A 15,126-nucleotide genomic window follows, 5' to 3' on the forward strand; every position below is an offset into this window, starting at 1 on the left:
AGCTGGATGCACGGAAACTGGCACGTCCAGTTCTAACTGAGAGGTGCTGGGGATAATACCCCACATCGACTCAACCAATGCCACAAGATATAGCAATCCTCGCATCATTTGTGAATTTCTTACTCCCTCCCCTTGATCAGGGGAGGGTTGGGGTGGGGTAAAAAGTTTACAACTCCTGCAAGGATTGCTATATCACTTCAATCGCACTTTAAACCTGCGGCTGCGGCTGTGGAAAATTCGATCGGCACAAATGTAACTCCAAACTGTTCTCTAGAACACGGTACAATATGCGCCACTCGTTTAGGAGGGTTTTTCCGATTTCCAGTCTTCGAGTCAAACTCAATTATACCGGAGGCTCCTTCGGCTTTAAAGTTTGGATCGGCTAAGGTTTTTTGCATTCCTTGGCGGCTAGGTTCTGGCTGCATTTCGAGGGCTTTAATCAGCGTCCGGGCGGCATCGTAGGTTAAAGCCGATCGAGTATTGACCGGGCCTCCCCACAATTTTTCAGCGTTTTGCGGAAATTTTTTGTCAAAACTTATTAACGGATGCCAAAACACAGATATGCCCAGTTTTTCAACAGACTTTAGCTCTTTTGCTACTTCTAACGTTCTCGGCTCGTACAGAGTCCAGGGCCCGACAATCCAATTGCGATCGCCATTAGCTTTAATCATTGCGATCGCATTTTCCAGAGAATTAGTGACTTGACCGTCGGGAATGACAAGTAAGGCTGTTTTTCCGGCTTTCTCAACTTCTGTGATTGCTGCTTCGGCGTCTAAATTATTTTTAGATAAATCGTAATAATTCCTAAGTCTAAAAGTCGAGCCTCCTTTGGCTTCAAATTGCTCTTTGAATTCTTCCCACAAAGAAGCGCTAAACGGACTGTTGGGATTGTAAAATACTGCGGCTTTTTTCTCGCCGACCAAGAGCAGTTGATTTACTAAAGCTTCAGCTTCTATTCTAGTTGTCGGAGCCGTCCGAAAGAAAAATTTTCGAGGTTTTCTCGTCAGTTCTTCTGTTGTGCTTCCTGGAGAAATGGCGATTAGTTGATTTCGATTGTAAATATCTACGGTTTCTACAGTCATGTCGCTGGTGTAGTGGCCGATAACTGCTAGAATATCGGGCTGAGCGACCAGATAATTAGCCCTTTGAATCGCGTAGGATTTGATATTGCCATCATCAGCAATGATGACTTTGAGACCTTTTCCTTTAATAGCTTTTGGTTGGAGAAAGCCTTGACCGGGAAAATTTTTATTGTTCTCATTTGCAGCCAGAAGACCTAAATTAACTTCGGTTTGAGCTTGAGCAATGCCACGAAGCAGTTCTTCTGCTAAATTTGCGTTGAGGATGCTGCCGTCCTGATTTCTGCGAATGGGAACAACAATTGCGATCGTGTAATATTCTGCATTTATTGCCTTCAGCAGAGCATTGTTGATGTAAATTAAAGTTTCTGGATCTCTGCGGTCTTCCCGCCAGGACTGTTTGAGCAATTTTAAAGCTTCGGGATAATTTGAGTCGGAAAACTCATTAATTCCCCTTTGTTTTGACCACAGGGCGGATGTCTGCACTAGGAGTTTTTCGCCGGAACTTACACCATCTGCGGAGGGTTTAGGCAACGTTGGTTGCGAGGAAATTCTGGGGATTAGCGGGGAAATTCTGGGGATTAAAAGTACGATCGCCCCAAAAGCCACAATTCCCGCAACGCCTAACAGCAGCCAGCGAAAGCGCGATCGCAACTTCCGCGAAGTTTTGGGTAACGGGGGCCCTGCGACGATCAAATTCAAGTCTTGCAAAACTTCCTCAACAGACTGGTAGCGGTCTTGGAAGTGGAAGCGCACCATTTTGGTTAAAATATTTGTGAGACCATCGCTAACCGGTTCAGATGTTAAATAATCCCAGATAATTTCACAATTTTCGGGGTCTTGTGGCAGATTGGTGGGACGCCGCCCGGTGAGGGATTGAATCGCGATAATTCCTACTGCATAAATATCATTATAGGGTTGCGGGACAGACTGCGGATTGTATTGTTCGGCAGGCATATAACCCCTGGTGCCGATCGCCTGCGATGTGAATATTTCACCGGTAGAGTTAGCGGTAAAAGTGCCGATTTCTTTGACCGCCCCAAAATCAATTAAAACAATTGTTTGATCTGTTTTGCGCCGAATTAAGTTAGAAGGTGTAATATCGCGGTGAATAATATTTTCTTGGTGGACTGATTTTAGTGTTTCCAGAACTTCCCGCAACAAAACAACAGTTTGTTGCTCATTCCACCGATCGCCCGCAGTTAGTTCTTGACTAAGCGGATGTCCTTCAATATATTCTTGAACTAAGTAAAAATAATCGTTTTCTTCAAAGCTATCGAATAATTCGGGAATGCGCGAGTTTTTGCCGAGACCGCGCAAAGCGCTAGCCTCTCTTTCAAATCGCTTCCTTGCCCTCTCCAAGACGCGCGGATCGTTCGATAGGGGAAAAGGAATTTCCTTAACAACGCACAGAGGATTATTAGGTTTGTTTATTTGTACAGCCGTGTAGGTTCTAGCAAACCCTCCCTCTCCCAACAAAGCGAGAATTTCGTACCTTTCATGTAGGATATGCCCTAAGTTGACACACATAAATCTTCCAACACCTCTTGACAGGCTGCGGCCTTTAATGTTGATTATAAGCTTTTTTGTTGCCCAATACAGCTTGGCAACATATCAAATTCATCTGTGTCTATATCAAAAACACTATAACTCTCAGCAATTGGCAATTCTACATTAGTGAAGAGCGATCGCTAATTATCAATTATCTTTCTGCTAACTTACTGAGTACAAAAGCAGCTAAAAATCCGCAGACAGTAATTAGTCCAGCAAAATCGTGAGTTTCCTCGAATGCTTCGGGAATCATAGTATCTGAGATCATTGCTAAAATACCCCCTGCTGCTACGGCGGTAGTAGCGGCTATTACTTCCGCAGAAAAGCCACTGAAAACCGTATATCCTAACAATGCTGCAATACCGGAAATAACTGCGATCGCGCCCCAAACTCCAAAAATGTAACCCATCGATCTCCCTGCTTTTTTCATGCCGGCGGCGCTAGAGAGTCCTTCGGGAATGTTGGAGAGGAAAATTGCCGCTACTGTCACCCAACTAACAGCGCCTCCAGAAATCATGCTGACACCAACGACGATCGACTCCGGTATCCCGTCTAACAGCGCGCCGAGGGCGATGGCTAATCCGCCATCGCCTGACTCTGTTTTAGCTGGGTGCAAAGCGCCCGATCGCTTGCGGTGTTTTGCTCCCTGTTGACTCAAAAACCAATTGGCGGCTGTGTAGACAGCAGCGCCGCCCAAAAAGCCGATCGCCGTCGAGTCGAAACCGCCGCGCTTGTAAGCTTCATCCATCAGTTCAAAGGATAGCGCTGAAATCAGCACACCAGCGCCAAAAGCCATAATTGTCGCGATCGCGCGCTGGGGAATGCTCACAAAGTAACCCACCGCCGCTCCCAGTAGCAGCGCCGACCCCCCCAGTAAACCCCAAAATCCTGCCTGCAACCACACTGGAAACATCAGCTCTACCTCAGAGGAAAATTTTTTATGCACGCCTAAAAATTAATTATATATACGACTTACGGATGGGCGCCAGAAACCGGGTTTTTCACCTAATCTGCTAAGTACATTCCTCATAGTTATAGTCGCTAGTGTTCCCCTCAACATTAACTTTTTTACCCCAGGATGCGATTGACTCGAAACCAGCGATAGCCGCAGGCTTCTAACGGAAGAGATGGCTAATTTTTTTAACTAGCATTATTCAATCAATAATAACGATATTTGCTCCTAATCGCCGTCTCCGCTGACGGATATCCTGGCCCAAGAATTAGATCAGTAAACCAACCAATCGTTGCTGCAATTATGTGAGGAACCACCCGGCTTTTGACTTCGTTTGTGCTGTGTTGGATGTCTAGATTAATTAAGAATGAACTGGCAGCAAGGGATGCGAATAATAAACGTCGATAACTCAGAAATTTGGCTAAAGTTAAGACTGTTAATACCGTCGCAGTTGGTAGCAGCGATCGGAAAAATTATCCCGGTAATCTTAAACTGCGTCTGAAAGAACGATTGGCTCCTTCAAATAGTTTTAACCTCGAACGTTTGGGCTGCCTTTGATTCCTCTACAAAGCCAATAAAAGAGCCGTGTAAATTCCAGCACCAAGGACAAATGCCCAAAACCGACTTTCTCGTTCTTCTGGCAATTCTTCTTTGAGGACGTTGAGAACAATTCCTCCGGCTAAAAAAGCAAATAAAACTGCGATCGCAGTTTTTCCAATCTCAGTAGCGCTACCCAACACCCACCCCACAATAATAGCTGCTGCTAGTATCCAGCGTCCGATGCGGTCATAAATATGCTTGTGATGTTGCCGCAAACCAGAGTCGTTCACTGCAAAGTGCAGGGCCATTGCACAAGAAAACAACAGCAGATTGGTAAGGCCCGGTTCTTCCCGATGCAGCAGCAGATAGCCAATCAGAGCGTTGTAAATTGAAAAAGAGCCAATGTGCAACCAAAAAACACCAAGACTGGTCACATCCTCTTTGCCACGCTGACGAGATAAATTTGCAATTCGTTCCAAGCCGTAAAATACAGTCAATCCTAACAAAGCTATTAAATAAACGTGGTGTTCTAGATAAGAAATAACTCCTGCGTCTACTTGCTCTAATACCGCTTGGTGCAGATTTAATTCCGGTAAAATATGCACAAAAACATAAGCTACCGAAACCCCACTCGCCGCTGAAAGCCAGCCACTGCGAGGAATAGAAGCAAATCGCAACTTGCCGAAAAATAAATGTGTCAGCGCTAAACCAATGGCAATCAGCGCGGTTAAAGCTAAAGTATTAGTAGCCGATCGTAAAGCTGTTGTTATTACCATAATTCTGCTCTACTAAATTAATCCTGGCTTAAAGCTTTAATGACTTGGTGATACCGCTCTTGCACATCTTTCCGATCTTGCTCCTGAGAGATTTGTTCGCGGCTACTATTTAAAATCATCTCCGCCTGACGGCGTAAAGCTTCTCGTTGTTGGGAATTGCGGGTGTAAGTGGCGATGCAAGCTATAGCTTCCAATAAGCGAATTGTTACCGCCACATCTGATTTACTGTACTGGCGAATTTGGTTAAAGGCAGCATCCACTAACCCTTCAAAGGTCACTCCTTCAACAATCACGCGCAAATTCTGTTCATCGTCGTAGCGATAGGGGGAGGGAAAATCCCTTTGAGCGAGGCGGGATAATCCGGCGCTGAGTCGATCAATACACCGAATTGCAGTAAACGGATCGTTGATACCAGGAGAAATCGCACGCAAGGCAATTTCAACTAACTGATCGATGGGAAATTCTACATCTTGATATTCAGTCCGTTCTTTGCCCAGAATAAAAGCATCGTTAATCTGTTGTTTCAGGCTTTGATTCACCTGTTTTTCCGGGGAAACCATCGCTACATCGCTGCCCTTGACGATAAACTTTCCCGGTCGAGTTGTAAGACTTACAAGCAGATTGTACTGACGGGCAATTTTCATTAATTCCTTGTCATCGATTGCTTGCAAATAACCCTCGCCCGTGGCTTTAATTGGACTTGCTTCTGAGTCAAAATTTGCAGGAATTGCTCCCAATTGTCGCGAGTTGTTCACTTTACCTTCTCCGATTTTTTCGGGAAACAGACGATCTAGAGCTTTGTCTAAATCTCCACTAACCTGAGTAATTACATGAGACGCTTGAATAATGGTTGATGCGTGATGGATAAAGTAAATCAGTACGCCGATACTGGCAATTGCCAATCCGGTACCAACTGTAACCGAGAGTTGGGGTACAAAGAGACTGTATCCTTCTCCTTCTGCATGAATGGTTCGCAGTACGAGCAAACAGTAAATAAACGTGCCAATGAAAGTGCCAAGCACGATCTGATTGCCCGTATCCTGCATAAAATTACGCAGCAATCGGGGCCCAAAATTTGAGCTCGCCAACTGAAGCGCCACAATAGTAATGGAAAAAGCTGTAGCAACAACGCTGACCATTGAACCGGCAACCGATGAAAGAACCGATCGCGCACCATCGGTTCCACCCGTGTAAATCCACCTCCAGTTTGGTATATTACCAGTGCGGTCAAGTGCCAGCATGGCGATCGCTAAAATTATCGACCCCAGCGCCATCAACGTTGGGATAAACCAGTAGCTAGAGTGCAGCGAGTCCCAAAGTTTGCTTAACTTGACATTTTTCATGAGTTGGGGTGGGGTTAAGATTATCCGTTGCCGTTGCCGTCTTGTTGCGATCGCTGTTCAATTAGTTGTCGCAGAGAACCGCTGATGCTGCGGGGTTTGGGAACTTCGCGATTACCAGCGGGCCATCCTTCGCGTTGACGTTTGCGATCGCCATCTGTCTCTTCTGTTTGGTCGTGAAACAAAATTTGCTGCGTAGGAAAGGGCAAGTCGATGCCATTAGCAGTCAGCTTTTCCTTAATCGCAGAAAGTACCTTGTCCCGCGATCGCAGATCGTCCATTCGTCGCGGCGGAGCAATCCACCATCGAGCGCGGATATTGACGGTACTTCCTGCAAGTTCCATCAGCAACACGTCAGGAGCAGGGTCATTCAAAACCTCTTCCACACTGTGCAGGGCTTCCATCATTAACTGCTTGGCTCGCTGAATATCATCGCCGTAGCCGATACCAACATCGTATTCCATCCGGCGTTTATCAAAGGCGGTATTCACAGTAACAGAATTGGTGAACAATTCCGCATTGGGAATTACAATCCGGCGACCATCATAGGTTCGGATTGTTGTAGCGCGAGTTTCAATATTTTCTACCGTTCCCTCAAAGTTTTTAAACACAATCTGGTCATCGATTTGGAACGGTTCCGTCAAAAGAATTAGGATACCAGCTAGGAAGTTTTGTAAGATATCGCGAAAGGCAAAACCAATCGCTACCCCGCTAATTCCCAGCAGTTGCACCAAATCGCCTGCTCTAAATGTGGGAATTACAATCGACAAGGCAATAAACAGACCAACCAGAACAGTAATACCCTGCGCTAACCTTCCCAACACGAGTCCCAAATTCCGGGATTGGCGGTGGTTGCGGGTAAGCTGCCTGACCGCTCTCTTAATTGACCTGCCAACAAAGAAAAAGATTGCAAAAACAATTAACGCTAGTACCATATTAGGCAGCAGGATAATGAAGCCATTGATCATGCTCTGAATCTTGTCCCAGACTCCGGATATTTCTGCTGTCATAAAACTTCCTCTTGCATCATATCGATTCCGGTTGCACCGGAATGCTTGTTGACTGTTGACTGTTGACTGTGAGTCAAAAAAATGAAAATTGCGCGAATTATTTGTTGGCAGCTTGATTCGACTTTACGCCCGACTCCGGAAGCGCGGATTTGATATCATTCCGGCGCAGGTCGGAATTGATCTCAGTCGTTATTGATAGTATTAAAATTAGCCCTGTCAAACTCTATCTTAATGCTGGAGATTACTGTAACGTGAGGCTAATTTAGGACTTACACAGCAACAGTAAATATTGGGGAGGATTCGTTAAACAGAAAGCTAACGCACCAACAATTTTTTTCAAGTGGAGATCGAAGCCACATCTTGACCGTTGAGTTTTTGTGCGATCGCATCCAGTACCCTCTGTTCTGCTTCGGAAACCTCTCCGCGACTTTCGGCAATGCGACGGCATTGAGCTAATAGCGGTACTGCAAAGTCCGGGTTAAGTTGCTCTAACAATGCACCCAATGGTTTGGGGGACTTGATGTTAGCAGCAATCCTTTGGAGAGAATCGGCATTTAATTGCAAGGCCTTCAATTCTGGCAGAATATCTTCCCAGTTTTTGTTGGGATAACTTGCCAAAATCATGTGAACCATAATTTGATCCATCCCTGCTTGCTGCGCGATCGCAACATCAAGATATTTCTCGCTTTGTTGCTGAATCGCTTGCAGCGTTTCGGTTCCAGGTTCTTCAGTATCTTCCCTCACTTTGGCTTCGTAAAACTGGCGCGCCGCATATCCCAGCGCATACAGCATCGTCGCATTGGTACTCGCACCAATCATCGCGCCAGCCAGCGGTACATTGCGTAAAAAGCCCAAACCAGCTCTCATGGCGTTGCTACCGCCTAGCGCTAACCCAAAAATTGCCAAAACCTCGCCTTTTCGGGCTGGCTGTTGCAAATCCATCCCATAAGCGGCGGCAATTTCATAAACCATTTCGGTTTGAATCGCAGTAGTTGCGGCTAAATCGATCGCCAGCAGTGCAGCCGCGACACCGGGTAAAATGCTGCTAGCAAATCCAACACCACCGGCGTGAATTGCTTTTTCCACCATAATGCGATGGGCAATTTCGCTGGGATATTCATTGGGATACTTTTGTTGGAGTTCCTTGACTTGAGCTTCCGCTTTGGCTAAGTCGATGCGATCGCTGACTCCAACTAACCAATCAAGCCTGAGTACCCCTGCTACTTGTTTAACAAAGGGAAGATTACCAACATAAGTCACCGCATCTCCGGTTCCTTGCGTCGCTTGTCCAATCAATCGATAAGTTTGTTTAGCAACAGCTTCCCCCAAATCAACTGCTGTTTCAACAACTGCTTTGCCTGTATTCAGTGCAGATTCGGTTGTCTCGGCAAGGAAATTTAACAAACCAGACTTTTGCTGTGAATTAGCTTCTTTTTTTGGGTTTGATTGGTCATCCATCACTGTTTTTTCAATTAACTACAATACGCCAGGTTTTCCGCTTGGACGTAGCCTCTCAGAGGCACTGTAATCGGCACCCAACCATCTGTTCCTATACTTTCAATCGTCACTCTTCGTCCACTCGCGACGACTCCAACCCTTTCCCCATCAGTGGAAGGTGCTTGATGTACATTAATTCCTCTGGCTGCTGCAACTTGGCGGCAGTTAGTAGGAGGCGGGGCGGTTGCGGCTTCACACATTCCGAGAAAACCACCATATACGTAGCCTTGTAGCGGGGCTGTAATTGGTACCCAGCCATTCTCACCAAGACTTTGAATCGTCACATTTCGTGCGGAACCGATGATGCCAACCGCTTCGCTGTTAGCCGTCGGTTGTCGCCGAACATTAAGGCCATTCCTCGCAATAACCTGGCGACAGCTATCCGGTACTTGCGCTAGTAAAGATTCACCTTGAATCTGTGTTTGATTTGTATTAGTGGCGAACGAGGGAGCAACTAAAACCGTTGCCGTTAACAAGATCGAACTTGTTAACGTTGTATATTTTTGCCAGATACTCTGCTCTTGCATCGCTTTATCTCCTTTTAAATCTCTATGCCAAAACCTTAGAAAAGGTTTTTAGCTCGTTCATCTTCTCCAAGAAAGGATGAATCATCATCCCAAGGGTAGAAAATAATTCGACTCGCTCCTGTGCTTGTTAAATTTTCAGGTTTTATCATCGTTAATCAAGCATAAACGCGAGGTTTGCGAGCGCCAACAGCACCACCCATCATTGCCGCTGCCAAACTCAGCAAAGAGCCAAGTAGAAATGACCAAGTAGCTTTAGCTGTATTACCAGCTAGATCGCGAACTTGATTTGGGTCTACATTCGGCGCTTGATTGGGTATATTAACGCCGCCCTGTTGTTGTACTTGATTGGCAATTTCTCCAGCATTAGCAGCCGCAGCGCCAACAGCACCCGATATCCCGCTTCCTAATAACCAAGCACTAAGTGCTAATGTAGCTCCCCAAAGAATTGCTGCATTCAAAAATGCTGTTTTCTTGGTCATCGGGCCGCAGCTTTGAGCCATCACCCAACCTCCCAAAAATAGGGAAATCAGCAAACTGATAATCGACCAAATTACGACCCCAATACCAACGGAACCTGCATCCGCCCCTGTTGCACCTGCGGTTAATCCGATCGCCATTCCCAAAGCGCTTAAAAGTAGTTGAGTACCCAGAGCGATCGCAATTCCTGCCAAAATTGGCCCCCACCTCACTTGATCGTGGTAATCCACCAGCGGATTGACGATTGTAGGCTCAGTGAGTGGATTGCCCGATCGATCTGGATAAGTCATAAAAGATTAACCCCTGCGTTACGTCATTTTTTTTCTTGAAGGTAATTTAATTTTACTTAATCATCATTACCAGAATATCTACCGATGGGCATAATATTTTTAAGTTAAAAATTTTAAATATCAAAAGTAGTAACTTCGCTTATAAAATCGAAACTTCCTTTAAAAAAAACCAGCAGATCCTTTAGAGATGCCCTTAATTTTGTAGGATATCCCCTAGTTAATGTGATCGTAAAACCTAATAAATCCTTGTGAGAGTTGCTGGCAAAAACCTTGTAGGCTGGCTCCACCCAACCTACGAATGATTAGATAAATTTACCTCTTTGAGTACAGGAAATCTAAATTCATCTACCTAAAGATAGAAAAATACAAAAAAATATCGCTATCTTGATGATTTTCAATTTGCTGAATCATTCATAAGAAGGAAGTATTAGAGCTGATATCTATCTAAAGTAGGTACACAAGTTGATGTAGATAGTACAGGAAACAACTATGTTACTTTACAAAATTGAGGATTTTAATCCCAACTACCGCCAAGCCGCTTTTGAGGACGACGATATCAAAGGACTGGATGTGTATGGCGGAAGTACCGATGATAAAATTGGCACGATCGATACTGTGCTGGTAGATGAGACAGGACGTTGCCGCTATTTTGTGGTAGAGACTGGTTCTTGGATTTTTGACAAAAAAGTTTTACTTCCCATCGCTCTTTGTCACATTGATTTTAATGGGCGGCGTGTTTACGCTACAGGTTTGCGGAGTAAAAACCAAGTGGAAAAACTACCCAGGTATGAGCATGGAATGGCAGTTGATTACGATTATGAAGAACAAGTGCGGGGTATTTATCGAACTTCAACAGTAGAAGCGTCTGTACCAGTAGAAGCATCATTACCTTTAGAAGCACCTGTGCGAGTTTCTACAACACATTCGGTCTCGCCTCAAGCTACTAATCCTGCTTATGATGATCGGGATACCTATACTTACGAGCGAGAACCCCAATTGTATCAGATGAACGAACAGGATCATCAAAAACTCAAACTGTACGAAGAACGATTAGTTGCAGATAAAACCCGTCGCAAAACAGGCGAGGTAATAATTGGCAAACAAGTTGAAACCGAAAGGGTAAAACTGGAAGTTCCTGTAGAAAAAGAGCGAATTGTGATTGAGCACACAACTCCAGAATCTGCAGGGAGTCTAGTAACCCCAGATACCGCCTTCAAACAAGAAGAAATGGCACATTTTGAAATCTACGAAGAAAGTGTGGATATCCAAAAGCAAGCGTTCGTGCGCGAGGAAGTGCAAGTCAGAAAAGAAGTTGAGCAAGATACGGTTGAGGCAAGAGACACAGTACGTCGCGAAGAGTTAGATGTAAAAAAAACAGAATGGGATTCGGAGGATAAAAAAAGTAATCCGCTTTAACTCAGCCAAAGAGTATCGTTAAAAAAAATGCAAAAATTAGGAGGAAATTTATCATGTCTACTCGCAGGCATTTACCGTCAATCAGCGTAGCCTTTTTAGCTTTAGCTGTTAGTGTCAGTGGCACTGGCTTTGTGCTAAGTTCCCAGCAAGTTGCTGCTCAACAAGCTAAATCGAAATTTCCTGATGTACCGCCGAATTACTGGGCGCGTCCGTTTATTGATTCCTTAGCTGAAAAAGAGATTGTTACCGGATATCTAGACGGAACTTTTAGACCCAAACAGGCTGTAGATCGGGATGAATTTTCGGCGATGATCCGCCAAGCTTTTAATCGAGCAAGCGTTAGAAAGATACCGAGTGGAAGTTACTTTAAGGATGTGCCTAAAAACTACTGGGCAGAAACTCCGATTCAAGAAGCTTATGAAACGGGATTTATGAATGATTTTCCCGGAAATGAGTTTCGTCCGAAGCAGCCATTGACTAAGGCACAAGCATTAGTTGTGTTAATGAGGGGTTTAAATATGGATTTCAATCCCCCTGTTGTCAAAACCGATCGAGCTGCTGCAACTCCAGCAAGACAAACTCCAGTAAATAAACGTCGAATTGCTAGGAACCGTTTGGCATTTCCTCTCGCAGCGACTGTTTTGATGCAGCCGTTATTACCTGTCGTGGCAAAGCTGCAGCCTGCGGCTGCGCCCGCATCTCAACCGGCTAAGGCTGTTCCACCAACAACGACAAAAGCTGCAACTGCCCCTGCTAAAAATTCGGCATTAGATTTTCTCAATTCGTACTATAAAGATGCCGGGAAACTTCCTAAATATGCGGTTGAGCCAGTGGCAGCAGCGACAAAGGCAAAGATAGTGGTCAACTATCCAGATCCGAGAGTTCTTAATCCCAACGAGTTGCTGAGTCGGGGTAGTGCTACTGCCCTAATTCATCAAGCTTTGGTCAATCAAGGTCAGATAGAACCGCTTCCAGACAAGAATACTGCTAAGTACATTCCTAACAGTCCACGTCGCTAGTTCTCCCATCAACTTTAACTTTTTTACCCCTGGATTCGATTGACTCGAAACCAGCGATAGCCGTAGGCTTCTAAGGGAATAGATGGCGATTTGGCATCGAGAGATTCATACAGCCGATCGCCAAATAAATCGCACAGATTGCTGTATTCGTGAGATTTGAGCGTAGCGGTACAAGGTTTGTCGGCTAGATTGTGGACAGCAATCACCGTCCTGCCTTGCCAGTCGCAGCAGTGGGCTAACACCGAGGGAGAGTCGGTTTCGAGAATGTGCCACTTGCCCCTACCCAACTCAGGACATTGCTTGCGGATGCTGATTGCACGTTCCATCCAGTTAATTAATGAGGCAGGATCGCGCTGCGCTGCGGTGACATTGACTTGTTTGTAACCGTATTCTCCGTGGGCGATCGCAGGTCTGGCAAGGGCATCAGTTGCAGCCGTCGAAAAGCCACCATTCGGTGCATCTGACCATTGCATCACGGTGCGAACGCTGTCGCGACCTTCCAGCGAAAGGTCATCGCCCATGCCAATTTCTTCGCCATAGCGCAGCATGGGTGTACCAGGGAGGGTGAACAGCAAGCTGTAGATTAGTTCAATCCGGCGGCGAGATCCTCCCATCATCGGTGGTAAGCGACGACGAATCCCGCGCCCGAAAATTTGCATTGTTTTCTCAGGGGCAAACGCTGCAAAAATTTCCTCTCGTTCCGATGAAGTAATGCGATCTAGCGTCAGTTCATCATGGTGGCGCACAAAATTAAGCCACTGACAAATATCAGGAATATCGGGTAAGGTTTTTAGTCCATCGCGCAATGCTGTGGATTCTTGACGCGCCAAGGCCAAAAACAGATGCTGGTTCAGCAAAAAGTTGAACAGGATGTGCATTCTGTCGCCCTTAGCAAAGTAGACAGGAATTTGATCGCGATCGACATTTGCTTCTGCCAGCAACACAGCATCACCCTGACGCGATGACACAAAATCTCTCATTTCTTCCAAGAAACCTCGCAGCTTTTCGGGGTCTGCACCTTCGATGCCAATTCCTTCAATTAAAAAGGGAACAGCATCAATGCGAAATCCAGACACGCCCAGTTCTAGCCAGAAACCCATAATTTTGCAGATTTCTTCTCGTACCGCCGGATTGGCAATATTCAAATCTGGCTGTTCTTTGTAGAAGTGATGCAAATAGTAAGCGTTTGCGTGTTCGTCGTACTCCCAAATACTGTCCTCAGCATCGGGAAACACCAGCAATTCTGGATCTGTTTTGGGTGGATTTTCTGACCACACGTAGTAATTGCGATACTTCGAGTTTTTATCGCTTTTGGATGCCACAAACCACGGATGCTGATGGGACGTATGATTTACTACTAGATCGATCAGCACGCGAATTCCTCGTTCCTTTGCTTGGTGCATGAACTCGACAAAATCTCCCAGGGTTCCGAGTCTCGGATCAATGTTGTAGTAATCCATCACGTCATAACCGTTGTCCCGGTTAGGGGAAGGATAAAACGGCAGCAACCACAAACAAGTAATTCCTAGCCCGGATAAATAGTCTAGGCGGTTGATAAGTCCCTGAAAGTCGCCGACACCATTCCCGTCCGAGTCCATGAAGGTTTCAACATCGAGGGAGTAGACAATTGCGTTTTTATACCAGAGGTCTTTCATATCAGTAAATTTCTTAATAGAGAAACGGTGTAACATGGCTGTGTTCAGAAACCCAGTCACAGGGCAATTTAGGAAGCTGAATGCCACGGGTATAGCTCATCTTTCGGAAGATAGTTTTAAGTCGTATTTGTACCAATTAAAAATATTTCAATATAACGGTATATTAAACATAAACCAAGATAATACCTTACGTTTTTTCAATTAAAAAAGGGTCGATACGTCTGACTACAATTAGCAGGAGCGATCGCTACCAATTTCAGCTTAGATCTTTATTGCAATAGCCAACTTGTTTAGCTGGTAGCTGCACTGTCTTCGCTCTCTTTCGCCAAGACAGTGCACCAGCATAAACATTAGTTAAATCTGCCAGCGCTTGTAAGTGCTGACGGCATGGGAGTTGTGTTTGCCTTTAGCGATCGCCAATCCGGCCAACTAATCTTCTACCCAATTAAGTAACCCAAGAGAAGTAACAGCTCCAAAAAAGTGAGCGCCAATCAGATTGACGTTTGCCATCGTCACAAAAATATCTAGGGAACGAATCACATTTTCTGGCGCATAAGCTGCCATCGCTTGGGGTTGACTAAGAGTTTTCGCTAGCACTACAGCAACTGTTTCTTCTGAAGCAACAAACGCGATTAATACCCCCACCAAACTAGAAACTAATCCAATCCGTAAGGTGTGAGTAATATGTTCTTTGCTGGGATATACCTGGGAATTTTCTGCGTGCAAAAGTCGGCCTAATAGCCTATAGCGAAAATCCCAAAATATTCTAAAGCACAGCAATAGCAGACCAACTATCGCTAAAACTACCCCGAAACCAATACCTGCATTATTGGTTTGCTCGCTCATGTTGCGACCCAACATAGCAAATACTAAAACTATGCCGGAAACAGCACCCAAGAATAACTGTATCCAGAAGCTAAACCTACTAAACAAGCGAAAAGTTGCGACGAATTCGCTTTGGGTCAGCGGTTGCGACAAGGATTCTGGTTGATTCATT

The 15,126-nt window shown here is 45.2% G+C and carries 12 protein-coding genes; 2 read left to right on the top strand and 10 right to left on the bottom strand.

The genetic code is table 11. The annotated features are described in order from the left end of the window. Window positions 1-197: 197 nt before the first annotated feature. From QUA03_RS15985 to QUA03_RS16020, 8 genes are all read right to left on the bottom strand, one after another. A complete protein-coding gene (locus QUA03_RS15985; protein WP_333213254.1) occupies window positions 198-2,609 on the bottom strand; it encodes a bifunctional serine/threonine-protein kinase/ABC transporter substrate-binding protein in 2,412 nt (803 codons plus the stop codon). A 172-nt stretch (window positions 2,610-2,781) separates the two neighbouring features. Further along, window positions 2,782-3,543 (bottom strand): ZIP family zinc transporter, encoded by a 762-nt coding sequence (locus tag QUA03_RS15990; RefSeq protein WP_333085227.1) that lies wholly within the window; start codon window positions 3,541-3,543, stop codon window positions 2,782-2,784. A gap of 602 nt (window positions 3,544-4,145) precedes the next feature. Then, window positions 4,146-4,898, bottom strand: a complete 753-nt coding sequence (locus tag QUA03_RS15995) for a hypothetical protein (RefSeq protein ID WP_333213255.1) — start codon at window positions 4,896-4,898, stop codon at window positions 4,146-4,148. Window positions 4,899-4,915: 17 nt separating this feature from the next. Continuing rightward, on the bottom strand, window positions 4,916-6,241 hold the full coding sequence (locus tag QUA03_RS16000; protein WP_333213256.1) for a DUF2254 domain-containing protein: 1,326 nt from the start codon (window positions 6,239-6,241) through the stop codon (window positions 4,916-4,918). Window positions 6,242-6,261: 20 nt separating this feature from the next. Then, window positions 6,262-7,248 (bottom strand): mechanosensitive ion channel family protein, encoded by a 987-nt coding sequence (locus QUA03_RS16005; RefSeq protein WP_333213257.1) that lies wholly within the window; start codon window positions 7,246-7,248, stop codon window positions 6,262-6,264. Between the two features lie 336 nt (window positions 7,249-7,584). Further along, window positions 7,585-8,706, bottom strand: a complete 1,122-nt coding sequence (locus tag QUA03_RS16010; RefSeq protein ID WP_333213258.1) for an EcsC family protein — start codon at window positions 8,704-8,706, stop codon at window positions 7,585-7,587. 14 nt (window positions 8,707-8,720) lie between these two features. Then, window positions 8,721-9,272, bottom strand: a complete 552-nt coding sequence (locus tag QUA03_RS16015) for an SH3 domain-containing protein (protein WP_333213259.1) — start codon at window positions 9,270-9,272, stop codon at window positions 8,721-8,723. A gap of 155 nt (window positions 9,273-9,427) precedes the next feature. Further along, complete coding sequence (locus QUA03_RS16020) at window positions 9,428-10,039, bottom strand: hypothetical protein (protein WP_333213260.1); 612 nt, start codon at window positions 10,037-10,039, stop codon at window positions 9,428-9,430. A 489-nt stretch (window positions 10,040-10,528) separates the two neighbouring features. Here QUA03_RS16020 and QUA03_RS16025 point away from each other — a divergent pair, with 489 nt between their 5' ends. Together QUA03_RS16025 and QUA03_RS16030 are read left to right on the top strand one after the other, a co-directional pair. Continuing rightward, window positions 10,529-11,455, top strand: coding sequence for a DUF2382 domain-containing protein (locus tag QUA03_RS16025; RefSeq protein ID WP_333213261.1), 927 nt, complete (start codon window positions 10,529-10,531; stop codon window positions 11,453-11,455). A gap of 53 nt (window positions 11,456-11,508) precedes the next feature. Next, a complete protein-coding gene (locus tag QUA03_RS16030; RefSeq protein ID WP_333213262.1) occupies window positions 11,509-12,474 on the top strand; it encodes an S-layer homology domain-containing protein in 966 nt (321 codons plus the stop codon). 23 nt (window positions 12,475-12,497) lie between these two features. Here QUA03_RS16030 and QUA03_RS16035 read toward each other — a convergent pair whose 3' ends face one another. Together QUA03_RS16035 and QUA03_RS16040 are read right to left on the bottom strand one after the other, a co-directional pair. Next, window positions 12,498-14,129 carry an alpha-amylase family protein gene (locus QUA03_RS16035; protein ID WP_333213263.1) on the bottom strand — a complete coding sequence of 544 codons (1,632 nt, stop codon included), beginning with the start codon at window positions 14,127-14,129 and terminating at the stop codon, window positions 12,498-12,500. Between the two features lie 429 nt (window positions 14,130-14,558). After that, window positions 14,559-15,125: a DUF3611 family protein gene (locus QUA03_RS16040; RefSeq protein WP_333213264.1), complete on the bottom strand. Its 567-nt coding sequence runs from the start codon at window positions 15,123-15,125 to the stop codon at window positions 14,559-14,561. Window position 15,126 lies beyond the last annotated feature (1 nt).

It is taken from the genome of Microcoleus sp. S36b_A4 (assembly GCF_036700645.1).
Taxonomy (GTDB): domain Bacteria; phylum Cyanobacteriota; class Cyanobacteriia; order Cyanobacteriales; family Microcoleaceae; genus Microcoleus.